Annotated in this window: 19 protein-coding genes, 1 other RNA gene and 1 pseudogene; 10 read left to right on the top strand and 11 right to left on the bottom strand. The window is 63.1% G+C overall.

Annotated features, from left to right (window positions below):
• Positions 1-76 precede the first annotated feature (76 nt).
• From modC to AC0L3L_RS04465, 5 genes are all read right to left on the bottom strand, one after another.
• Complete coding sequence (gene modC, locus AC0L3L_RS04485; RefSeq protein ID WP_473526606.1) at positions 77-1,189, bottom strand: molybdenum ABC transporter ATP-binding protein; 1,113 nt, start codon at positions 1,187-1,189, stop codon at positions 77-79.
• On the bottom strand, positions 1,186-1,890 hold the full coding sequence (modB, locus tag AC0L3L_RS04480) for a molybdate ABC transporter permease subunit (RefSeq protein WP_123151922.1): 705 nt from the start codon (positions 1,888-1,890) through the stop codon (positions 1,186-1,188). The genes modC and modB overlap by 4 nt, the downstream gene beginning before the upstream one ends.
• 13 nt (positions 1,891-1,903) lie before the next feature.
• On the bottom strand, positions 1,904-2,701 hold the full coding sequence (gene modA, locus AC0L3L_RS04475) for a molybdate ABC transporter substrate-binding protein (RefSeq protein ID WP_473485289.1): 798 nt from the start codon (positions 2,699-2,701) through the stop codon (positions 1,904-1,906).
• 295 nt (positions 2,702-2,996) lie between these two features.
• A complete protein-coding gene (locus AC0L3L_RS04470) occupies positions 2,997-3,791 on the bottom strand; it encodes a thymidylate synthase (RefSeq protein WP_128246442.1) in 795 nt (264 codons plus the stop codon).
• Between the two features lie 172 nt (positions 3,792-3,963).
• Positions 3,964-4,275: a DUF2853 family protein gene (locus tag AC0L3L_RS04465; RefSeq protein WP_473485288.1), complete on the bottom strand. Its 312-nt coding sequence runs from the start codon at positions 4,273-4,275 to the stop codon at positions 3,964-3,966.
• 169 nt (positions 4,276-4,444) lie between these two features.
• Between AC0L3L_RS04465 and ssrA the strand changes: the two genes are divergently transcribed.
• Positions 4,445-4,802, top strand: a transfer-messenger RNA (tmRNA) gene (ssrA, locus tag AC0L3L_RS04460).
• Between the two features lie 155 nt (positions 4,803-4,957).
• A pseudogene (locus AC0L3L_RS04455) lies at positions 4,958-5,525 on the top strand (AAA family ATPase).
• Between the two features lie 47 nt (positions 5,526-5,572).
• On the opposite strand, the gene AC0L3L_RS04450 reads toward AC0L3L_RS04455, so the two are convergent.
• Positions 5,573-6,778: a multidrug effflux MFS transporter gene (locus tag AC0L3L_RS04450; protein ID WP_473636698.1), complete on the bottom strand. Its 1,206-nt coding sequence runs from the start codon at positions 6,776-6,778 to the stop codon at positions 5,573-5,575.
• Positions 6,779-6,941: 163 nt separating this feature from the next.
• Between AC0L3L_RS04450 and AC0L3L_RS04445 the strand changes: the two genes are divergently transcribed.
• The 4 genes from AC0L3L_RS04445 to AC0L3L_RS04430 all read left to right on the top strand — a co-directional run bounded on the left by AC0L3L_RS04445 (position 6,942) and on the right by AC0L3L_RS04430 (position 8,795).
• Entirely contained in the window at positions 6,942-7,631 is a 690-nt protein-coding gene (locus tag AC0L3L_RS04445; protein WP_123151926.1) for a TetR/AcrR family transcriptional regulator, read from the top strand.
• A gap of 118 nt (positions 7,632-7,749) precedes the next feature.
• Positions 7,750-8,283 (top strand): SspB family protein, encoded by a 534-nt coding sequence (locus AC0L3L_RS04440; RefSeq protein ID WP_473636697.1) that lies wholly within the window; start codon positions 7,750-7,752, stop codon positions 8,281-8,283.
• An 18-nt stretch (positions 8,284-8,301) separates the two neighbouring features.
• Complete coding sequence (locus AC0L3L_RS04435; RefSeq protein WP_473485285.1) at positions 8,302-8,547, top strand: DUF4169 family protein; 246 nt, start codon at positions 8,302-8,304, stop codon at positions 8,545-8,547.
• A 20-nt stretch (positions 8,548-8,567) separates the two neighbouring features.
• Positions 8,568-8,795: a ribbon-helix-helix domain-containing protein gene (locus AC0L3L_RS04430; protein ID WP_473636696.1), complete on the top strand. Its 228-nt coding sequence runs from the start codon at positions 8,568-8,570 to the stop codon at positions 8,793-8,795.
• 6 nt (positions 8,796-8,801) lie between these two features.
• On the opposite strand, the gene AC0L3L_RS04425 is transcribed toward AC0L3L_RS04430, so the two are convergent.
• Together AC0L3L_RS04425 and AC0L3L_RS04420 are read right to left on the bottom strand one after the other, a co-directional pair.
• Complete coding sequence (locus tag AC0L3L_RS04425; RefSeq protein ID WP_473636695.1) at positions 8,802-12,836, bottom strand: AsmA family protein; 4,035 nt, start codon at positions 12,834-12,836, stop codon at positions 8,802-8,804.
• 94 nt (positions 12,837-12,930) lie between these two features.
• Complete coding sequence (locus AC0L3L_RS04420) at positions 12,931-14,343, bottom strand: FAD-binding oxidoreductase (RefSeq protein WP_473636694.1); 1,413 nt, start codon at positions 14,341-14,343, stop codon at positions 12,931-12,933.
• A gap of 98 nt (positions 14,344-14,441) precedes the next feature.
• Between AC0L3L_RS04420 and AC0L3L_RS04415 the strand changes: the two genes are divergently transcribed.
• Together AC0L3L_RS04415 and AC0L3L_RS04410 are read left to right on the top strand one after the other, a co-directional pair.
• A complete protein-coding gene (locus AC0L3L_RS04415; RefSeq protein ID WP_473636693.1) occupies positions 14,442-14,942 on the top strand; it encodes a thioesterase family protein in 501 nt (166 codons plus the stop codon).
• Positions 14,943-15,054: 112 nt separating this feature from the next.
• Complete coding sequence (locus tag AC0L3L_RS04410) at positions 15,055-15,252, top strand: hypothetical protein (protein ID WP_023676715.1); 198 nt, start codon at positions 15,055-15,057, stop codon at positions 15,250-15,252.
• Positions 15,253-15,277: 25 nt separating this feature from the next.
• Here the strand turns inward: AC0L3L_RS04410 and AC0L3L_RS04405 are convergent, their stop codons facing one another.
• Positions 15,278-15,757 (bottom strand): Lrp/AsnC family transcriptional regulator, encoded by a 480-nt coding sequence (locus AC0L3L_RS04405; protein ID WP_473636785.1) that lies wholly within the window; start codon positions 15,755-15,757, stop codon positions 15,278-15,280.
• A gap of 89 nt (positions 15,758-15,846) precedes the next feature.
• Here AC0L3L_RS04405 and AC0L3L_RS04400 point away from each other — a divergent pair, with 89 nt between their 5' ends.
• The gene (locus tag AC0L3L_RS04400; RefSeq protein ID WP_473636692.1) at positions 15,847-16,752 is read left to right on the top strand and encodes an EamA family transporter; all 906 of its coding nucleotides are present in this window, start codon (positions 15,847-15,849) and stop codon (positions 16,750-16,752) included.
• Positions 16,753-16,849: 97 nt separating this feature from the next.
• On the opposite strand, the gene AC0L3L_RS04395 is transcribed toward AC0L3L_RS04400, so the two are convergent.
• On the bottom strand, positions 16,850-17,755 hold the full coding sequence (locus AC0L3L_RS04395; RefSeq protein WP_473636691.1) for a dienelactone hydrolase family protein: 906 nt from the start codon (positions 17,753-17,755) through the stop codon (positions 16,850-16,852).
• Between the two features lie 364 nt (positions 17,756-18,119).
• Between AC0L3L_RS04395 and AC0L3L_RS04390 the strand changes: the two genes are divergently transcribed.
• Complete coding sequence (locus AC0L3L_RS04390; RefSeq protein WP_473636690.1) at positions 18,120-18,278, top strand: hypothetical protein; 159 nt, start codon at positions 18,120-18,122, stop codon at positions 18,276-18,278.
• Positions 18,279-18,283: 5 nt separating this feature from the next.
• On the opposite strand, the gene AC0L3L_RS04385 is transcribed toward AC0L3L_RS04390, so the two are convergent.
• The gene (locus AC0L3L_RS04385) at positions 18,284-20,596 is read right to left on the bottom strand and encodes a glucose/quinate/shikimate family membrane-bound PQQ-dependent dehydrogenase (protein ID WP_473636689.1); all 2,313 of its coding nucleotides are present in this window, start codon (positions 20,594-20,596) and stop codon (positions 18,284-18,286) included.
• Positions 20,597-20,751 lie beyond the last annotated feature (155 nt).

Below are 20,751 nucleotides of genomic sequence, written 5' to 3'. Positions count from 1 at the left end.
GTCACGCCACATCCATCCTAGAAGCTCTCCGGCGATACCGCTATTCTAAAATAATATAGCGACAATCATCCGCCGGTCATCCATCCGCCTCGACAGGCAGGCCGGCGCTCGTGTTCGCCCGGTCGAAGCTTACCGTCTTGACCACCGCGTAGACGTTTCGGCCGGGCCGGAGTTTCAGCGTCTGTCGCGATTGCTTGGTGACCCGGGCAAGCACGGTTGCGCCATTGCAGTCTATGCCGATCTCGACCGTAGGCCCTTCACCCGGCTCTATCGCCACGATCGTGCCCGGCAGGATGTTGAGCGCGCTGAGACCCGTCGGCTTGTCGGTGGCGATCATCACATCGCGGGCACGGATGCGGATGCGCACCGGCGCACCGACCGGCATTGCCAGAAGCGGCACGCGGATCTCGCCCGCCGCCGAGCCAAGCACGGTCATGCCAAAGACTTCGTCGTGGCGCAGCACCGCGGTGTCCAGCACCGCGCCACCCTCCCCGCGCTCTTCCGCCGGCAACAGGTCGAGCCGCTGCATGATCGCCCCGGTCGGGCCGCAAGCGGCGACTTTGCCTTGCGCCAGCACAACGACGTCGCTTGCCAGCCGCGCCACTTCCGAGATCGAATGACTGACATAGACGATCGGGATTTTCGTCTCGTCGCGCAGCCGCTCGATGTAAGGCAGGATTTCTGCCTTGCGGGCGTCGTCGAGCGAAGCCAGCGGCTCGTCCATCAGCAACAATCTTGGACTGGCGAGCAGCGCCCGGCCGATCGCCACGCGCTGTTTCTCGCCGCCGGAAAGCTTTGCCGGCCGCCGGTCGAGCAAAGGACCGATGCCGAGCAGGTCGACCACGGCATTGATGTCGGCGTAGCGTTCCGCCGTCGGCGTGAACCAGCGGCCGTAGCGCAGATTGCTGGCCACGCTCATATGCGGAAACAGCCGCGCGTCCTGAAATACCATGCCGATGCGGCGCTTGTGCTTCGGCACGAACAGGCCCGCATCTGTATCGACCAGCACGCGGCCGTCGGCCTCGATCCGCCCCTTCTCGGGCCGGATCAATCCGGCAATCATGTTGATCAGCGTCGTCTTGCCGGAGCCCGAGGGCCCGAACAGCGCGGTCAGCCGCCCAGCGCTCCCGAAGCGGACGTCGAGCCCCAAATCTCCAAGCCGATGGCTGATATCGATTACGACCGTCATTCGATGTCCATCCGCTTGCCGACGCGCCGCGCCAGCACCTCCGACGCGACAAGTGCTGCCATCGAGATGACGATCGAGATCAGCGTCAGCCTGAGCGCTTCGGCATCGCCGCCCGGCACCTGCGTGAACGTGTAGACCGCCGACGGCAGCGTCTGCGTCTCGTTTGGGATGTTGGAAACGAAGGTGATCGTTGCGCCGAATTCGCCCATCGCCTTGGCGAAAGACAAGATCGCGCCGGTAATCAGGCCGGGCAGGATCAGCGGCAGCGTGATTGTCCCGAACACCCACAGCGGATTGGCGCCAAGCGTCCCGGCCGCCGCCTCGAATCTGCGATCGACCGCCTCGATCGACAGCCGGATCGCCCGCACCATCAAGGGAAAGCCCATGACAGCGCAGGCCAATGCGGCACCCGTCCAGCGAAAGGAGAAGACAATGCCGAAATGCTCGGCCAGAAAGGCTCCGGCCGGGCCGCGCCTGCCGAAGGAGAGCAGCAGCAGATAGCCGACAACCACCGGCGGCAGGATCAACGGCAGATGCACCAGCCCGTTGAGCAGCGTTTTGCCCCAGAATTGGCCACGGGCCAGCACAAGCGCGATCAATATGCCGGGCGGCAGGCTGGCGATCATCGCCACGGTCGCCACCTTGACGGACAGCCGGACCGCATTCCATTCGTCGGGAGTGAGGTCCAGCAACCAATTCATCTTTTGGTGTGCCTCAGTTGCTCGGCGTAAGGACCGTAAAACCTTGCGCCTTGAAGACCTCGTCTGCCTTGGCGGATTGCAGGCATTCCAGGAATGCCGGCGCATCCTTGTCCTTGGAATCCGCCATCTCGGCAACCGGGTAGACGATCGACGGGTGCGAATCCTCCGGGAAGGTGCCGATCACTTTGACGCCGGGCTCGGCGTGCGCGTCGGTGGCGTAGACGATGCCGAGCGCTGCTTCGCCTGATGAAACCAGCTTGAGCGCTGCACGCACGTTCTCGGCCTGTGCCACCTTGCCTTCGATCGAGGACCACACGCCGAGCGATTCAAGTGCGGCCTTGCCATATTTGCCGGCCGGCACCGCTTTGAAATCGCCCATGGCAAGCCTGCCATCGCCGATCAGCCCAGCAAGATCAAAACCCTTTTCGATCCTGGTTTCGACCGACGAATCCTTCGGCGCCACCAGCACGATCTGGTTGCCGAGCAACTTCGCTTCGGTATCCGGCTTGGTCAGCTTCTTGTCGGACAGATATTTCATCCAGTCGAGGTCGGCTGAGATGAAGACATCGGCTGGCGCGCCGCCCTCGAGTTGCTTGGCCAATGCAGAGCTTGCCGCATAGGAAATGATCGCCGCCTCGCCGACATCGGCCTCGCAGGCGGTGTTCACGGCATCCAGTGCGTTCTTCATGCTTGCCGCGGCGAAGACGATCAACCTGTCATCCGCGTGGGCAGCCGGCACAGCAGCGATCAACATCGTCGCGAGACCGCCAATGGCGGCCGCTTTCAATCCGAAACGCTTGCGCACCAGCATGACGCTCTCCAGGGGCTTGAAAATCCGATCGGCGCGACCCTGCTAGTCGATATATCCGCCTGAATATAACAAAGGAAGGCTTTTTGCCAGACTCAGCCCGAACAATGGCCCAGCCAATGGTCCGCTAATGGCATGCGTGTTGCCGCCACCGCTCACGATAAATAGCAGTGCATACAGCGCAACGTTGCAAGCCGAAATGGATCTAAGCATCGGATACGGTACTCGCGGCGGACGACCCAGCACCGCCACCGAGCGATTTCGAGAAAGGGTAAAGTAGAAGCGCGATGTTTGCGGCTCACACCGCGATGGGCGCCTTGATCGTCGCATCGGCGAGGTAGTTTTCCAGCCGGAAATCTTCGAACCGGAAGGCAAAGAGGTCCTTCACCTCCGGATTGATCCATAGCGTCGGCAGCGCCTTGGGCGTGCGCCGCAACTGTTCGCGCGCCTGCTCGAAATGGTTCGCGTAAAGATGCGCATCGCCCAGCGTATGGACGAAATCGCCGGGCTTCAACCCCGTCACCTGCGCCACCATCAAGGTGAGCAGCGCATAGGAAGCGATGTTGAACGGCACGCCGAGAAAGATATCGGCGGAACGCTGGTAAAGCTGGCAGGAAAGCCTGCCCTCCGAGACATAGAACTGGAACAGGCAATGACAGGGTGGCAGCGCCATGGCTTCCACTTCGGCCGGGTTCCACGCCGAAACGATCAGCCGTCGGGAATTAGGATTCTTGCGTATCTCCTTCAAGAGATTGGCAATCTGGTCGATGGCGCCGCCATGGCCGTCCGGCCAAGAGCGCCATTGCTTGCCATAGACCGGGCCGAGGTCGCCATTCTCGTCGGCCCATTCGTCCCAGATCGAGACGCCGTGATCGTTGAGATATTTGATATTAGTGTCGCCGGCCAGGAACCACAGAAGTTCATGCACGATCGACTTCAGGTGAAGCTTCTTGGTGGTGGTGACCGGAAAGCCGCGCGCCAGGTCGAAGCGCATCTGGTAGCCGAACACCGAGCGCGTTCCGGTGCCGGTGCGGTCGCCGCGATCGGCGCCGTTTTCCAGCACATGCTTTAAGAGGTCGAGATACTGGCGCATCGGCTTCTGCTCGATTCGGGGGCTCGATTCGGGTTACCGGCCATCATAACCGACTGGCTGCCGGCCGAACATGTCAAAGTGCAGAATGTTCCCACAGGCGACTACATTGTGGGCCGGCGCGGAAATCGTGCCAGCGTTCCGCTGATGCAGGATGCCTGATCCAGGACGATTGTCAGAGGCTGGCGAGCTTACCCAGATCCTTGGCGACCAGGTAATAGAACGTCACGCGGCTCTTGGTGTTGTCGGCTTCCATCGCCTTACAAGTCTTTTCGATGGCCGCGTCCGCCTTGCTGCCGTCGTCGATGCCGAGCTTTTTGGCAACCCAGTTGGTTTTGACGCGATCGAGTTCCTTGGGGTCCGTGCAGGACACCAGCGAGGAATCTCGATTCCTGAGCGCAATGCCCAAATGTTTCACGATCTTGGCGACCGCGTCGGCATCTGCCGCGGCGTCGTATTTCTTCACGTCTGCGAGATAGTCGGCCATCAAAATTCCCCTCGTCGGCGCCACGGGATCGGGTCGATGAGGGTCGTGGCGCGCTGCCGCAAAATGTACGCTAAGTCGGTAACTCCTCACCGCCGCAAGCTTCGGTTGAGACCGTTGACAAGTCAAGCCTTCCCGAGGCTGTTTGACACAACGACAAGGCATCAATTGAGGCCTTTCATTTTCCACGATCGGTCCCTATATCTGTTTCGTCGGCTCGACCGACTATGGCGATAAACAGGCGATGAAATAAGCCGTTCGGACCCGGGGGCGGTACCCGGCGCCTCCACCAAAAACCGCTTTATCGAAGAGCGGCTTTTGCTGGGGGCGAAATAGGATCGACGAAGGTGTAAAGATCGTACTTTTGCCCGGCATTGTACCACCGTTATCGGGCTAAACTTATAGTTGCCAACGACAACTATGCGGAAGCACGTCTCGCCGCGTAAGCGGTGCGATAGCTTCAATTCAAGCCCTAGTGGTTCGCACTTCTAGGCGGGGTTCGGAGGTACCTGGCAACAGAAACCTCCACTTCTTCACTTCGATTCTTACTTCCCCTCCGATCCCCATCTCCCCTCGATATTGTGACGGCAGCAGGCTTGCTGGTCGCGCTTCTTGGGCTGCGCTCTGTCGCGACGCTGTCTTGCTGGCAGATGCGGGCGGCCGGATTCGTCCAAAGGACTGAAAAATGCAAAACGATTCCGATCGATTTTTCGTGCTGACCGGCGGTCCGGGTTCCGGCAAGACCACATTGATCGAAGCCTTGCGGTCGGCCGGCCTTGCCACCTCGCCCGAAGCCGGACGCGGCATCATCCGCGATCAGTTTGGCGATAGGAGGACCGGCCCTGCCCTGGCACGATCCGGCGCAGTTCGCCGAACTGATGATGTCCTGGGAGTTGCGCTCCTATCGAGCCGCCCTCGAACAGAACGGCCCCGTCTTCTTCGATCGCGGCGTGCCGGACACTCTTGGTTATCTGCGCCTCACTGGCCTGCCGGTGCCCGACCACGTCAGCAATGCCGCCGAACGCTTCCGCTACGCCAGTCAAGTCTTCATCGCACCGCCTTGGCCGGAGATTTTTCGGCAGGACAGCGAACGAAAGCAGACCCTTGACGAGGCCGAACGCACCTATCATGCGCTGACCAGCATCTACACGGAATTGGGCTATGAACTGGTCCCGTTACCCTTGGCGCCGGTCGAGGCGCGATTGCGATTTATCTTCACCGAGGCAGGCTTGCGGCTTGAGCCCAGACGTTAAAAAGGCCGGGACTGACCCGGCCTTTTCATGCTCTCGCTGGAAAGCATCTACTCTGCAGGCGCTTCGACAACCTCCCGCCGACGGCCGAGCGTCACCTTGGCCAGCGTGAAGGAGATCACCGCGCAAAGCATGATGCCGGCCACCATAGGCAGCGGCGTGCCGTCGAAGAACACCCCGGCGATGCCCATGGCGACCGCGCCGATGGCGAAGTGCAGCGTGCCCATCAGCGCCGAGGCCGTGCCGGCGATCGCGCCATGCGCCTCCATGGCCAGCACCGAAGTCGTCGGGATCACCAGGCCGAGGAACCCGTAGCCGACGAACAGCAGCGCCGCCATGACATCGAGCCGGTCGACGCCGGACGCCATCACCGCGAACAGCACCACCATCGTCGTCGCATAGCCGACCACCGCGACCCGCACCACCGGCCTCAGCCCAAACCGTTCGGACAGCATCCCCGTCAGTTGCGACATGCCGATGAAGGCGACCGCGTTGATCGAGAAGAACATGCTGTAGACCGACGGCGACAGCCCGTAGTGATCTATCAGGATGAAGGAGGAACTCGACAGGTAGACGAAGAAGCTCGCCAGCCCGAAGCCGCCGATGGCCGCCAGGCCAAGGAAGTTGCGGTCGCCCATCAGGAAGCGGTAGGCCGAGAGCGCGGTGCCGAACGAACTGCCTGCACGCGTCTCGACCGGCCGCGTCTCCTTGAGCGAGGTCGCCAGCAGGATGGTGGCGAGCACCGCCCCACTCGTCACCGTCCAGAACACCGCACGCCAGCCGAAATTCTCGATGATGACGCTACCGGTCAGCGGCGCCAGGATCGGCGACACCGAAAACACCAGCATCAAGAGCGACATCAGCTTGGCAGCCTCGGTGCCGGTGTGCAGGTCACGCACGATGGCGCGCGGCACCGCCATGCCTGCGCTGGCGCCGAGTCCTTGCAGGAAACGGAAGGCGATCAGCCATTCGACCGAGGGTGCCAGCGCCGAGCCGATGCCGCCGACCATGAACAGTGCGAGGCCGCCATAGAGCGGCAGCTTGCGCCCGACCATGTCGGAGATCGGTCCGACGACGATCTGGCCAAAACCCATGGACAGAAAGAAGATCAGCAAACTCATCTGCACGGCAGCGGTGCTGGCCTGCAGATCCGCGCCGATCGAAGGCAGCGCCGGAAGATACATGTCGATGGCGAACGGGCCGATGGCGGACAACAGGCCGAGCACGACCGCGATGCGGAGGAATTGGGGACTCATGATAGCGGGTTTCTTTCAAATCTGGTTTGCCGACCGGGCGTGTGTAATCCTAGGACGTACCGTCCCGTGAAATTCCGACTTCCTGCGGAGGAAATTCCTTTAAGCTAAGTCCATAAATTTAGACACTCTTGTCTAATTCGTCAATCACCTCTATATAGTTTTCATGAAGCACGACGTTTCTCCTGACACCATCCCGCCACGCGGCCATGAGGCCAAGCGCGCCTCCATCATGGACGCTGCCGGCGAGGTGTTCTGCCGCGAAAGCTTCGCCGGCGCCAATATCGACATGATTGCCGCCGAGGCCGGCGTTTCGCGCCAGACGATCTACAACCACCATGGCGATAAGGAGAAACTCTTCGTCGCCATCGTCCGCGACCTTACCGAGCGCTGCAATGCCGGCATCTTCGCCACCATTTCCACCTTTCCGGACCAGCCGAAGGACCTTGAAGCCGATCTGATCGCCTTCGCTGTGCGCATGAACCGCAACTGTATCTGCAACCGCGATGGAAAATTCCTGCGCAAGCTGATCCAGACCGAGGGCGAGCGCTATCCCGAGCTGTTTGCCGAATGGCGCGAACAGGGACCGGGCAGGACATGGCCGGCTATCGCCGCCCGTTTCGCCCGCCTCGCCCATGCCGGTTTCCTCGACATCGAGGACCCCGACGTCGCGGCCCGCCAGTTCCTGGCCCTTGCCAATGCCGAATTGCAGACGACCTTCATGCTTGGCGGCACGCCGACCGATGATGAGGTGCTGCAATCGGCGACACATGGCGTGCGCACATTCCTGCGCGCCTTCGGCAAGCGGCAGCCGGCGGCCGACGCGCAAAAGCACAGCGCGCTCGCTGGCGCCTGAGCGATCAAATCTGAGGCATGCCCTCTCGCATCTGCGCTGCCGGCGTCTATATCCGGTTTACGCCGCGCTCAAGCTTGATTACAGCTATGCGGACGATTCAACGGAACCCGACAGCCACATGGCCGACGACCACATTCGCTACGACATTCTGGCCCAGGAGGCATTGCGCGGCGTCATGCGCAAAGTCCTGGCCGAGGTCGCGCGCACCGGCCTTCCCGGCAACCATCATTTCTTCATCACTTTCCTGACCGGCGCCCCGGGCGTGCGCGTATCTTCCCGCTTGCGCGAGCGCTATCCCGAACAGATGACCATCGTCATCCAGTTCCAGTATTGGGACCTGAAGGTGACCGACACCGGCTTCGAGGTCGGGCTGTCTTTCTCCGACGTGCCGGAAAAGCTGGAAATCCCGTTCTCGGCCGTGCGCGGCTTTTACGACCCGTCCGTCAATTTCGAGCTCGAATTCGACGTGAAGACGGAGACCTCGGCAGCAGAGGAGTTGGCCGGCCAGCCCGCTTCCGAACCGCTGGCCGCCGTCGCCGAGAAAAAGCCGGAAAAGAAGAAGACCGCTGAGGCCGAAAAGAAGCCTGCCGCGGCCGACGCCGCCGCCAAGGGCGCCGAAGTGGTGTCGCTCGACGCCTTCCGCAAGAAGTGATCCGACGGGCCGCGCGACATGGCCGACATCGTCAATCTCCGCCAGGCCCGCAAGCAAAAGGCACGAGCTGAGAAGGGGCGCCTGGCCGAACAGAACCGGACGCTGCACGGCCGTTCCAGGGCCGACCGGGAGCGTGACCGTCTGATCGCCGAGAAAGCAGAAACGTTTGTCGCCGGCCATCGCCGCGAAGCCTCGGGCGATCCGGATTCCCCGAGCATCGGACCGAAAAGTGCGCCGCGGTTTTCGGATAAATCCGATGCTTGAAGTGAAATGAGTCACGTCCGGTGAGCCCGGTCGAGAAACGCTCGGTGACCATTCGCGGCCATCGCACCAGCTATTCGCTCGAAAAGCCGTTTTTCGACGATCTCGTCGCCATCGCGGCCGTGCGCAAACTGACGCTCGCCGCCCTCGTCGCCGAAATCGACGAGGCCCGGCCGCGCGATGCCAACCTGTCCTCGGCGCTCAGGCTCTACGTCCTGGATTGGGCAAAGCGAGGGATGAAACCGGTCTAGGTGGAGCTATCCGCCGCCCAGCGACTTCAGCAGATTGTCGATCGACGAAGGTTCAAGCGTGGGTTTTGGCGCGGATCCTGATGGCGGCGGGTTGTCATTGGCCGGCGGCTGAGGCGCGCGCTCGATTTTCTGCGCCTGCTCAGCCGCCGCCCTGCGCTGGGCGTCGAGCTTTGCCTTTTGTTCCGCAGCGATCCGCCTCGCCTCTTCCGTCCGCCTCGCCTCTTCCGCTTTCCGGCGTTGCTGTTCCTCGGCTTTCGCCGCCTCGTCCGCCGCTTTTTGCGCCGCTCTGGCTCTCGCTTCGGCATCCGCCCTGGCCCTTGCCTCCGCCTCGACCTTGGCTTTGGCCTCGGCTTCAGCCTTCGCCTGTGCATCCGCCTTGGCTTTGGCCACGGCTTCAGACCTCGCCTGCGCATCCGCTTTGGCCTTCGCCTCCGCTTCGGCTCGAGCCTTTGCCTCGGCTTCAGCCTTCGCCCTCGCATCTGCCTCGGCTTGCAGCCGCGCCGCCTCCTGCTGCTTGCGCAATTCCTCGGCTGCCCTCTCACGCTCGGCTTGCAGGGCCGCGTAGTAACGCACCTCGCGCCGCAGCCGCTGTTTTTCAAGCAGTGCCGCCTGCATGGCCTCGACCCGCTGCTGTTCCTTTTCAAGCGCGCGCTGGGTCAGGAACTGCGCCAGCGGCTCACTGTCGAATTGCCGCTTCGCGGCGCCGAACGGCCCGTCGACGCTGAAATTCACAGTCGGATCGGAGCCGACCAGCGCTTCGTCGCCGGGCCGATAAGTGATCGAACCACCGGTCGCGACCGTGCTGGCGTTCAGGTCCGCCGTAATGTCGGCGGACAGCTTCGCCGCCGGATTTTCAAGATTGACCGGCGGTGCCCTCAGCGTGCCGCCGGCAATTGTGAAGGCGATGTCCGTATCCCCGGCCGGAAAACTGCCGTCTGCGGCGATCTGCGGCGCGAAGCCGGCGGTCTTGGCCGCATCGATATCGCGCCCGATCGCATCGGCCCTGGCGATGAAGGCGCCAAAGGCGTCGGGATTGACGCCGGCAATGGTCAAGCCCTTCAGCGCCGCCGTGCCGGAACCGGACAGCGCCGCTACCATCGCATCGACCGATTTGCCGCTGGTCGAAAGCGCTGCCGAGAAATCGCCGCTTCCGCTGATGCCGGCCTGTGGCATCACGGTTGCCAGATCGGCGCCGGCAAGTTTCATCTGGCCGGAGAAAAGCCCGGTGCCGTCATTGTTCTTCAGCTCGAACAGCCCGGAAAGCGCGCCGCCTGAGAACTTTGCCTTGAGGTCCGAAACGCGGATGCCTTCCTGGTCGAGCTTCAGCGAAAGCGCCGCGTCATAGGCCGTGGCAAGCGGGCCGGCGACCAGCGATGCCGTGGTCAGGTCGAGTTCGGCTGTGAAAGGCAGGCTGGGCTTCTGGCTGAACGGGGCGGTCGGCCAAGCCCCGCCGGCGCCCAGGAAGGCCTGATCACCAAACAGCGCCACCGCCATCGGGTCGAGATCCAGTTCATCGAGTACCAGCGCGCCGGCAAGATGCGGCACCCCGTCCTTGACGTCAACATTGACGTCACCGGAAACCGCCGCCTCGTTGATGGCGCCGCTGAGGCCGGACAGCACCAGAAGGCCGTTGCCGAAATCGGCGTCGGCCGCAAACCACGTCGACATGCCTGTCCCCATGCCCGGCAAGCCGACGCCTGTCGTCATCAGCCACGGCTCGATGTCGGCAGCTTCCAGGCTGACCTTGCCCTTGGCGGTGGCGCCTTGTGGCGTGCCGGCGAATGTCCCGTCGAAACCAGCCTTGAAATCGTTGCCGGTGAGGTTGAAGCTCGTCGCCATGCCGCCGCCAAGCGTGCCTTTCGCCGAGACATCGGTGGTCGCCTCGCCAAGCATGCCGAGCGGCAGCGCCGGCAGGCCGTAAAGCGCCAGAAGTGCGGTGGCGTCGGCATTCCTGGCGTTGAAGGTCAGTGACACCGGCGCATCTAGAAGCCGCTCGGCCATCCCTTTGCCGGACAGCGATGCTGAAAACGCCGAGCCACCTGCCCTGCCTTGCGCGCTGACCGCCAGTCCCGTCGTGCCGTCGCCATTGGCGGCGGCACTCGTCACCAGATCGATGCGCGCGTCCTGGAACAGCTCGGGATAGGCCGCCACGCGTCCCGCCAGTCCCTTCAGCACGGCATTGTCCGGATAGTGCTTCGCCGCCACATCGACCAATGGCTTGAGGTCGACGGCGACCACGGAGGCATCAAGCTTGCCGGTCGGGCTCACCGGGAAATCCTTGATCCGTCCGGTGGCGCTGATCGACGCGCCGGCAAGCCCATTGAGCGAAAGCCGGTCGATTTCGAGCAGCCCATCGCGTAGCCTGAGCGCCGTATCGACCGTATCGGCGGTCAGCCCGCCGGCACTGACCGGCCCGGCCTTGATCTGGAAATCGAGGTCGCGGTCGGAAAAACGGTTGGCGCCCTTGTCGCTGATGAAGATCGAGGCGAAGGCGGCGAGGCCGTCGACATCGAGCTCGCCACCTTCGAGCCGCATCAGCACCGACGGCCTGGCGTCGTCGGGCTGGCTGGAATCGATGCGACCGGAAAATTTCGCCTTGCCGAGAACGAGTTCGAGGTCGCTGAAGGCCTGCCGCTTCCCGGTCAGGTCGACCTTGGCCTTGAAGCCGGCGGCCGGCAGCCGGCGGATCGCCTCGTCGACATCTTTCGACAGCCAGGCGGCAAAGCCGGAAGGCTGACCCACCGCCAGAAGCAGCGAACCGGTGAAGCCGAAATGATCCTCGACGCTGAGCATACCATTTGCCTCCAGCCTGGCACGGCCGGGCAGTGTCGCAGCGAGCGACTTCACCGACCAGCCGGCATCGGCCGGCTCGGCGGAAAGGCGCACGTCGCGAACTGTCGTGTCGCCGGCCACCACCGCCGGCAGCTTCACCTCGACGGTGCCCGGTATGGTCGGCTTGGGCAGGTCGAGCAGCGCCTGCTCCAGCGCCGCGACACGCGCCGACAGCGTCAGTCCGGCGTCGGCCGCGGCGCCGACGGCTTCATCGAACTGCACCTGTGCGCCATCGGCCTCGATCGAAAAGCTTGGGTTCGGCCCAAGCTCGACGGCAGCCTTGCCGTCGGCGGTGTAGGGATTGTCGAGCGGCCCGGTCTCGAAGCGGAATTCGTCGACACCAAGCTTCCGGTGGTCGAGCGAAAATTTGCCGTTCAGCCTGAACCCCGGCTCCGGCTTGCCGGCGCTGGCCTTCATCGTCCCACCGTCCGTGCCGTCAAGCTGCGTCGAACTCTTGTCGACACCATTCGTGTCAGAACTTGCGACCTTGAACTGACCCGTATAGGTCGCGGCGCCATTGACGATGCCGGCATTGCCATCCGCTTCGATGACCAGCGGATAGGCGTCTGGATCGAGCTTGAGCCGAACGCGCATCTGCCCGTCACTGCCGGCCTTGCCGGTGGAGGCGATGACCGTGCTGCGCAAGCCGTCGAGCCAGAGCGAACCACCCATCCGCCAAGGTCCGGCCAGCGATTTGGCAGAGATCGTCGAGTTGATCTCGGAAAGCAGGTGGCTGCGCCCGCCGGCGGCATGGCGCAGCGCGATCTCTCCCTCCGTCACCGTCAGCTTCTCGATCGAGATCTGGCCGGGATCGAAGGGTGACGACGGGCGTATCGCCCAGTCGACCGTACCATCGGCGGCAATGTCGATCGTCGCCTTCGGCCGCACCAGCCGCATGTCGAAGATCAGCACTTCGCCGCTCAGGAAGGGCGCCAGTTCCGCATCCATCGAAAAAGTCTCGACGGTCATTGCCGGCTGGCCGCCGGGGCCACCGGCAACGGTGACGTTCGAAAAGGTCACGGAGGGAAACGGCAGCAGTCTCGCCGTCGCATCGCCCTGAACGGTTACCTTACGGCCCAGAATGGCGCTTGCCTCACGCTCGAAATCGGCACGGTAGCTTGTCCAGTCGATAAAATACGGCACCACCAGCGCCGCACACAGCACCAGCACGAAAAGGCCACCGAAGATCACGAACAGGCGTGCGAGCATCAACTCCCAAGCAGTTGATTGAAAATCAGCCGCACTCTACCCGCATCAGCGTGTTGATAAAGAGGCAAATCGATCGCTCCAAGAGCAAAAAGCTCTAGTCGGCCGGCAGTATCTTCCCAGGGTTCATGATGTTCAGCGGGTCGAGCGCCTGCTTGATCGTGCGCATGATATCAACGCTGTGGCCGAGTTCATGGCGCAGGAAGCCGACCTTGCCTTGTCCGATGCCGTGCTCGCCGGTACAGGTTCCATCCATGCCGATCGCCCGTATGTTCAGCCGCGCGACAAACTCTTCCGTCTGCGCGATTTCCTTCGGATCGTCCGTGTCCATCAGCACCAGCACATGGAAATTGCCGTCGCCGGCATGGCCGACGATCGGCGCGATCAGCCCCATCTCGGCGATGTCGGCTTCGGTTTGCGTGACGCATTCGGCAAAGCGTGAGATCGGCACGCAGACATCGGTCGACAGCCCCTTGGCGCCCGGCCGCAGCGTCAGCGACGACCAATAGGCGTCGTGCCTGGCCTTCCATAGCTTCGTCCGCTCTTCGGCGACGCTGGTCCACAGGAACGGGCCGCCGCCATATTCCTCGGCGATCATGCCGAAGGTCTCGGCCTGCTCGGCAACGCCGGCGTCGCTGCCATGGAACTCGACGAACAGGCACGGGCTTTCGGGATAATCGAGTTTCGAATAGCTCTTCATCGCCCGCATCTGCAGCGCATTCACCAGTTCGATGCGTGCCACCGGAATGCCCATCTGGATTGTCGCGATCACCGCGTTGCAGGCCGCCTCGACGCTGGGAAACGGGCAGACGCCACCGGAAATCGCCTGCGGAATGCCCTGCAGCTTCAGGGTCAGCTGGGTGATGATGCCGAGCGTGCCTTCAGAGCCGATCAGGAGCCGCGTCAGATCGTAGCCGGCCGAGCTCTTCTTTGCGCGCTTGCCGGTCGTCACCGTCTCGCCGTCGGCCATCACCGCCGTCAGCGACAACACATTCTCGCGCATCGTGCCGTAGCGCACGGCATTGGTGCCCGACGCCCGCGTCGCCGCCATGCCGCCGAGCGATGCATTCGCGCCCGGATCGATCGGAAAGAACAGGCCGGTGTCGCGCAGGTGCCGGTTGAGATCCTCGCGCGTCACACCGGGCTCGACCGTGCAGTCGAGATCCTGCGGGTTGACCGCGACGATGCGGTTCATCCGCGACGTATCCAGCGAGATGCCGCCGCCCGGCGCGTTGGTGTGGCCCTCCAGCGAGGAGCCGACGCCGAAGGCGATCACCGGCACCCGGTGCGCGACGCAGGCCGACACGATCTCCTGGACCTCCGCCGTCGTCTCCGGAAACGCCACGCCATCCGGCGCCTGGGTTGGTATGTAGGTGGTGGTATGCGCGTGCTGGGCGCGGATCGCCTCGCCGGTCTGGAACCGCTCGCCGAGCCGCTGCTTGAGGATGCCGAGCACAGCGGCGATGCCTTCTTCGTTGCGCTCGACCGGATTGAGGTCGCTCAGAGCCATCTATTCCTCCGCGAATGGACCAGTGTCCACCCTTGTTATGGACTTATGGATGGGTAGTCTCACCAACCACGTCCTGTCCAGCGAGAAGGAAGTTTTCGATGTCCACCCCTGCCCCCTTCGTCTCTCGTGCCATGGACATCGAGAAGGACTGGATCGACTACAACGGCCATCTCAACATGGCTTATTACAACGTGCTGTTCGACCGCTGCTCCGACGAAGCGTTCGAAATGATGGGGATGGGGCTGGATTATGTGAAGCGGCGGCGGCTGACCATCTACACGGCGGAAGTCCATGTCTGCTATATCAGGGAGTTGCATCTCGACCACAAGGTCAATGTCTCCTTCCAACTCCTCGATCACGACGACAAGCGGCTGAGAGCCTACCAGGAAATCCGCCATGTCGACGGTTGGCTCGCTGCCACTTCCGAATCACTTTCACTGCACGTCGACATGTCCGGACCGAAGGTGGCGCCCTTCCCCGCCGATGTCCTGGCCAAGGTGGAAGCGATGCGCGCCGCCCATGCGGCGCTGCCGATGCCTGAGCGTGCCGGCCGTTCGATCGGTATTCGTCGCAAGACGCTTGAACCGCAGTCCCGTTAACCTTACCAAGGTTTTAACGTGAACAAGCCGAATTGAGGCGTTGAACGACTCAGCGTGGCGTTCGAAAACCGTCCGCACGGGCGGCGGGGCTGAAGCGGTTCGGGGAACGTGCATGAAAACCGACATCAAGGTCGAGGCGGACAGGCTGGCGGCCGACCCACGCATCACCGACTATGATTTCTGGCGCTCGCTGAAGAACCTCAACAACGAGATCTTCCACATCGCCAACAATAACGAGCCGATCCCTTTCGCCATGATCCGCTGGCGCGCCATCCTGAAGCAGGCGCGGATGAAGCGCGGCCATGCCTGACGGGCAGCGCTTAATTCCTTAACCGTCAGGGCTGCCGCTTCACTACCGCCAGCGGCGAACGCGCCACCACCGGTGACGACTGGATGATCGCGGTGTTGGTCATCGCAAACGGAATGATGCGGTCGATCACCCGTTCGAGTTCGGCCACCGAGCCGACATGCGCCAGCGCGATGAAACAGTCCTCGCCGGTCACCCGGTCGCATTGGGCGATCTCCGGCAAGTCGCGGATGATCTCGGCCACCACAGCCAGTTGCCCGGGCACGGGCCTGATGCGCAGCCATGCCGACAGTTTCATGCCGAGCGCGGCCGGATTGATCCGCACCGTGTAGGCCTCGATCACGCCGCTCTCCTGCAGCCGCCGAATGCGCTCGGCCACGCTCGGCGCCGACAGGCCGACCGAGCGCGCCAGTTCAGCGGTGCTGGTGCGCGCATCCTTTTCCAGCAGGCGCAGGATTTTCAGATCAGCCGCATCCAGGTCGGTATTTTCGTTTCGAAGGCGTTTCAGGGAAAACTCCTCGGTTTTGTAAAATCAATGATCTCTTTGGCTGGTCATTATTCATATAAACCGGAAAGATTGCCTGCGATAATGATCCTATGGATGATCAAGCGCAAGCCCCAGGCGCAGTCCCTGCGCTCGCTGGCCCTGTTTTTGGCAAGCTGGCGGCCTCGCTGCCGCCGCATGTCTGGTTCGGCGTCAGCGCCGTGTTCCATTATCTCGGGCCGGCATTCGCCGTGCTGCTTTTCCCGCATGTCGGCGTGCTCGGCATGGCCTGGCTGCGGATCGTCACGGCCGCCCTGGTCTTCGCGCCGCTGACCCGGCCCTGGACGGTCTTCGGCCGCGCCGACCGGCCGACACGACTGCTGCTTTTCGCTTTTGGCGCTTGCCTCGGCGTGATGAATTGCGCCTTCTACCTGGCGCTCGACCGTTTGCCGATCTCGCTGGTCGCGGCGATCGAATTCGTCGGCACCATCGGCGTCGCGCTGGTAGGCGTCAGAAGCCCGCGCAATCTCGCAGCCCTTGCCGTCGCCGTCATCGGCACCCTGCTGCTGATCGATGTCAAATGGTCAAGCGACCCGATCGGCCTGTTCTGGGCCTTCCTGAACGGCGCGCTGTTCGTCGGCTACATCGTGCTTGGCCATCGCGTTGCCCGCGCCGGCGCTGGCGACGGCATCGCCGGCCTGGGTGCCGCCATGGCGGTCGCCTGCCTCATCGTGCTGCCGATCGGCTTCACCGATGCGCTGCCGGCCTTCTCGGCGCCGCCACTGCTCATCGCCGCCATCGGCGTCGGCATATGCTCCTCGGTCATCCCTTATATCTGCGACCAGCTTGCCATGTCGCGGCTGCCGCGATCGAGCTTCGCGCTGATGCTGTCGTTGCTGCCGGTCACCGCCACGCTGATCGGCGTCATTGTGCTCCGCCAGATACCCAGCCCCACCGATTGCCTCGGCATCGCGCTGGTGGTGGCCGGTGTCGCTTTCCACAAACCGGCGCGTGACTAGAGCATCGGACCCAAAAGTGGCAGCCGGTTTTGGGAAAATCCGATGCTCAAACCAAAACATGGAGCGGCGGCACGGTTCGACCTGAGATTCCGCCGCTCTATGCCAGCTTCTCCCTGAGGAAGGCGCTTGTCCGGCCCCAGGCGAGGTCCGCCGCGTTCTTGTCGTAGCGGGCCGCGGACGTGTCATTGTTGAAGGCATGATTGGCACCTTCATAGACATAGATCGTATACTCGACCTCGGCTGCATCGAGCTCCTTCCTGAAAGCGTCGATGCCGGCATTGATGCGGGTGTCAAGCCCCGCATAATGCAGCAGCAACGCCGCCTTGATCTTCGGCACATCCTCGGCCTTCGGCTGCAGGCCGTAATAGGCGACAGCGGCAGCCAGATCCGGCGCGTTGGCAGCCAGTGTGTTCACCGTGCCGCCGCCCCAGCAGAAGCCGACCGCGCCGACCTTGCCGTTGCCATCCGCGTATCCCTTGAGGAAAGCGACCGTTGCGACCGCATTGGCGATGGTCTGCGCCGGATCGAGTTTGGAAAACTGCTCACGCGCCTTGTCTTCGTCGGCCGGCAAGCCGCCGAGCGGTGACAGGAAGTCCGGGGCAAGCGCCACAAATCCTTCCAGCGCCACGCGCCGCGCCACATCGCGTATATGCGGGTTGAGCCCCCTGTTCTCATGCACGACGATGACGGTGCCGAGCTTGCCGGACTGGCCGGCCGGCTTGACCAGATAGCCCTTCATCTCGCCACCGCTGCCGGGATAGCTGATGTCCTCGCCCGTCACGCGTGAATCGTCCTCGGCAATGATCGCTGCCCGGGCCGAATTCGCAGCCAGCAGCGGCGCGATTGCGGCCGCCGCCGCACCTGATCCGGCAAGCCTGGTCAACTGTTCCATGAAGCGCCGCCGGTCGAGCGTCAGATGCGTGTATTCGTCATAGGCGTCGATCATCGCCTGGGTAATGGCGGGTGTCGTGACGGTTGGGCTGGCAGGGCTAGGGTTCGTCATGGCGCTCTCCTCGGCTTCGGGAAGTACTTCCGCCGCGCAACATAGGGTGGAAGCCCGCATGGTCCAGTCACGGATCAGTGAGGCCCTAGCATGCACTCCACAACGCCGGTCGGCCTGCATTGGCTATGGACCGTCGAAGCGATTTCCTTAGCTAGGATATTCAAGGCGACAGCCTTCTTCGGCGTCGTCGCCAAGGCCTGTCAGCTGGTCTCGGCCCGAAAGGCCATGACGCGAATGCGCCGCATCTTCATCAAATTTTGGTCATCTCCGACAATCTTGGCGGTGCTGCCGCAGTATGAACGAAAGCCGCCGGTGGTGATCCTGCCTACCCCGTGGCTGGCTCTGACAAGAAGGAACAACGCCCATGACCTTCCCGACCCCGATCCTCGTAAGCGCATTCGTGCTTGCCGGCGCCGCGATGCTGGCGCTGCGGTCCGCCGCCTTGGCTGCCAGGCGATCGACGGTCAAGGTCCGCAGCAACCGGCGCCGGCCTGCCGGCAGCCGCTCGAAAACCAACGACTGAACGCCTTATTTCGGCAGCGTATAGGCCATCACGTAATCCCCCGGCTTGGTACCGACCGAGCCATGGCCGCCGGCGACGATGACCACGAACTGACGACCGTCGGCGATCGTGTAGGTCATCGGCGTCGACTGCCCGCCAGCCGGCAGCCGGGTCTGCCATAGCTGCCTGCCGGTCGTCAGATCATAAGCGCGGAAAAAGTCGTCGACCGCAGCACCAAGGAAGGCGACGCCGCCGGCGGTGATCATCGGCCCGCCAATGCCCGGCACGCCGACCTTGAACGGCAGTGGCAGCGGCGTCATGTCGTAGACGGTGCCGTTGCGGTGTTTGTAGACGATCTTGCCGGTCCTGAGATCGACGCCCGCCACATAGCCCCAGGGCGGCGCCTGGCAGGGAATGCCGAGCGGCGACAGAAACGGCTTCAATATCACTGCGTAAGGCGCACCGTCATTGCGATTTAGGCCCTGCTCGCTGCCCTTGGTATCGCCCGGCGGCGGCACGTCCGCGCGCGGGACCAGCCTGGAGATGAACGCCAGGTATGTCGGCATGCCGAACATCACCTGCCGGACCGGATCGACGGCGACGCCGCCCCAGTTGAATGTGCCGAAATTGCCGGGATAGATCAGCGAGCCTTGCAGCGACGGCGGCGTATAGCGGCCCTCGTAGCGCAGTTTCAGGAATTCGATCCGGCAGGCCAGCTGGTCAAACATGGTGATGCCCCACATGTCGGCCCCGGTCAGCGGCTCCGGATTGAAACTCAGGTCCGAAGCCGGCTGCGTCGGCGAGGTGTGGTCGCCCTCGATCGCGCCGCCCGGCGCCGGTACTTCGTTGACCGGGACGATCGGCTCGCCGCTGCGCCGGTCGAGTACATAGAGGTCGCCCTGCTTGGTCGGCCCGACCAGCCCCGGCACCACGCCGCCAGCTGTGGTGATGTCGACCAGCGTCGGCTGCGCAGGCACGTCCATGTCCCACAGATCGTGATGCACGGTCTGCCGCACCCAGCGCAATTGGCCGGTGTTGAGATCGAGCGCGGTGATCGAGGAGGAGAATTTCTCGACATTGGCGCTGCGCCCCATACCGAGCTGGTCCGGCGTCTGATTGCCGAGCGGCACATAGAGCAAGCCGAGCTTCTCGTCGGCGCTCGCTGTCGACCACATGTTGGGAGAGTTGTGGGTATAGGTCTGACCCGGCGCCAGTGGCGTCGTCTGGTCCGGATTGCCGGAATCCCAGTTCCAAATCAGGGCGCCAGTGTCGACGTCGAAGGCACGGATGACGCCGGACGGCTCCTGCGTTGAATAATTGTCGTTGACCGCGCCGCCGACGATGATCTTGTTGGCGACGATCAGCGGCGCCGAGGTCGAATAATAATAGCCCGGCTTCGGGTATGGCATGTTGGCAAGCAGGTTCAGCGTGCCGCCTTCGGCAAATGTGGGACAGACCTGGCCATTCGCGGCGTCGAGCGCGATCAGCCTAGCGTCGGATGTCGGCAGATAAATGCGTGCCGCACAGGGCTGGCCGGCGGCGATTTTGGCATCGACATAATAGGACACGCCGCGGCAGGTCTGGTGCTGGCGGTCCTTGTCCAACTTGATCTTGGGATCGAAGCGCCATTTCTCCTTGCCGCTGGCGGCATCGATCGCAATGGCGAAATTGTGCGGCGTGCAAATGTAGAGCGTGTCGGCAACCTTCAGCGGCGTCACCTGATAGGTCGTCTCACTGATATCGTCGGGCCCTTTCACATCGCCGGTGCGATAGGTCCAGGCCGGCTGCAGATTGGCAACGTTTTCGGGGGTGATCTGGTCGAGCGGCGAATAGCGCTGGCCATACGTCGTGCGACCGTAATAGTGCCATTCGCCGGCTGGCACATTGCCGCCGAGATCGGCGGTCGGCGTCACCTTGTCGGTGTTGAGTTCGCCGGCAATATCCTTTGGATCTGTCGTCATCGAATAGCCGGCGACGCCGATCGACGCCAGCACGGCGAGGATTAGCGGCGCGCGTCCATCGGGACCGGTGAGACCGCCCCGCGCCCACGGTGTCAGCAGCCACAACGCGATAAGCACGATAATGCCGCCGCGCGGACCGAGCTCCCACCAGTCGAAGCCGGTTTCCCAGACCGCCCAGCAAAGCGTGCCGATGACGATCGCCGCGTACAGCCACAGCGCCATGGATTTGCGCCTGTAGAGCAGCCAGGCAGCGACGAGGAAGGCTATGCCGGCAATGATGTAATACCAACTGCCGCCTAGCGAAGCTAACCAGATGCCGCTGCCGCCGAGTACCAGGCCGATGAGGAAAAGGATGAGGGAGGTGATGACGACAGCCAAAACGATGCTCCTTCGACTGGTGAGCGCTTCGCACGCGTCAATGGGCAACCCGGCATTGCGTTCCTGCCCCGAGCACAACTTTCTCCGGCCCGCCATGGCTGTCAAGCGAGCTCGGCGTTTTAGGCGTGGACCCACAGCAAGCTCGCGTTTTGGGT

It is taken from the genome of Mesorhizobium sp. WSM4849, assembly GCF_055811385.1.
The sequence above is the reverse complement of the archived record's forward strand: the minus strand, read 5'-3'. Positions and strand labels throughout refer to the sequence as shown.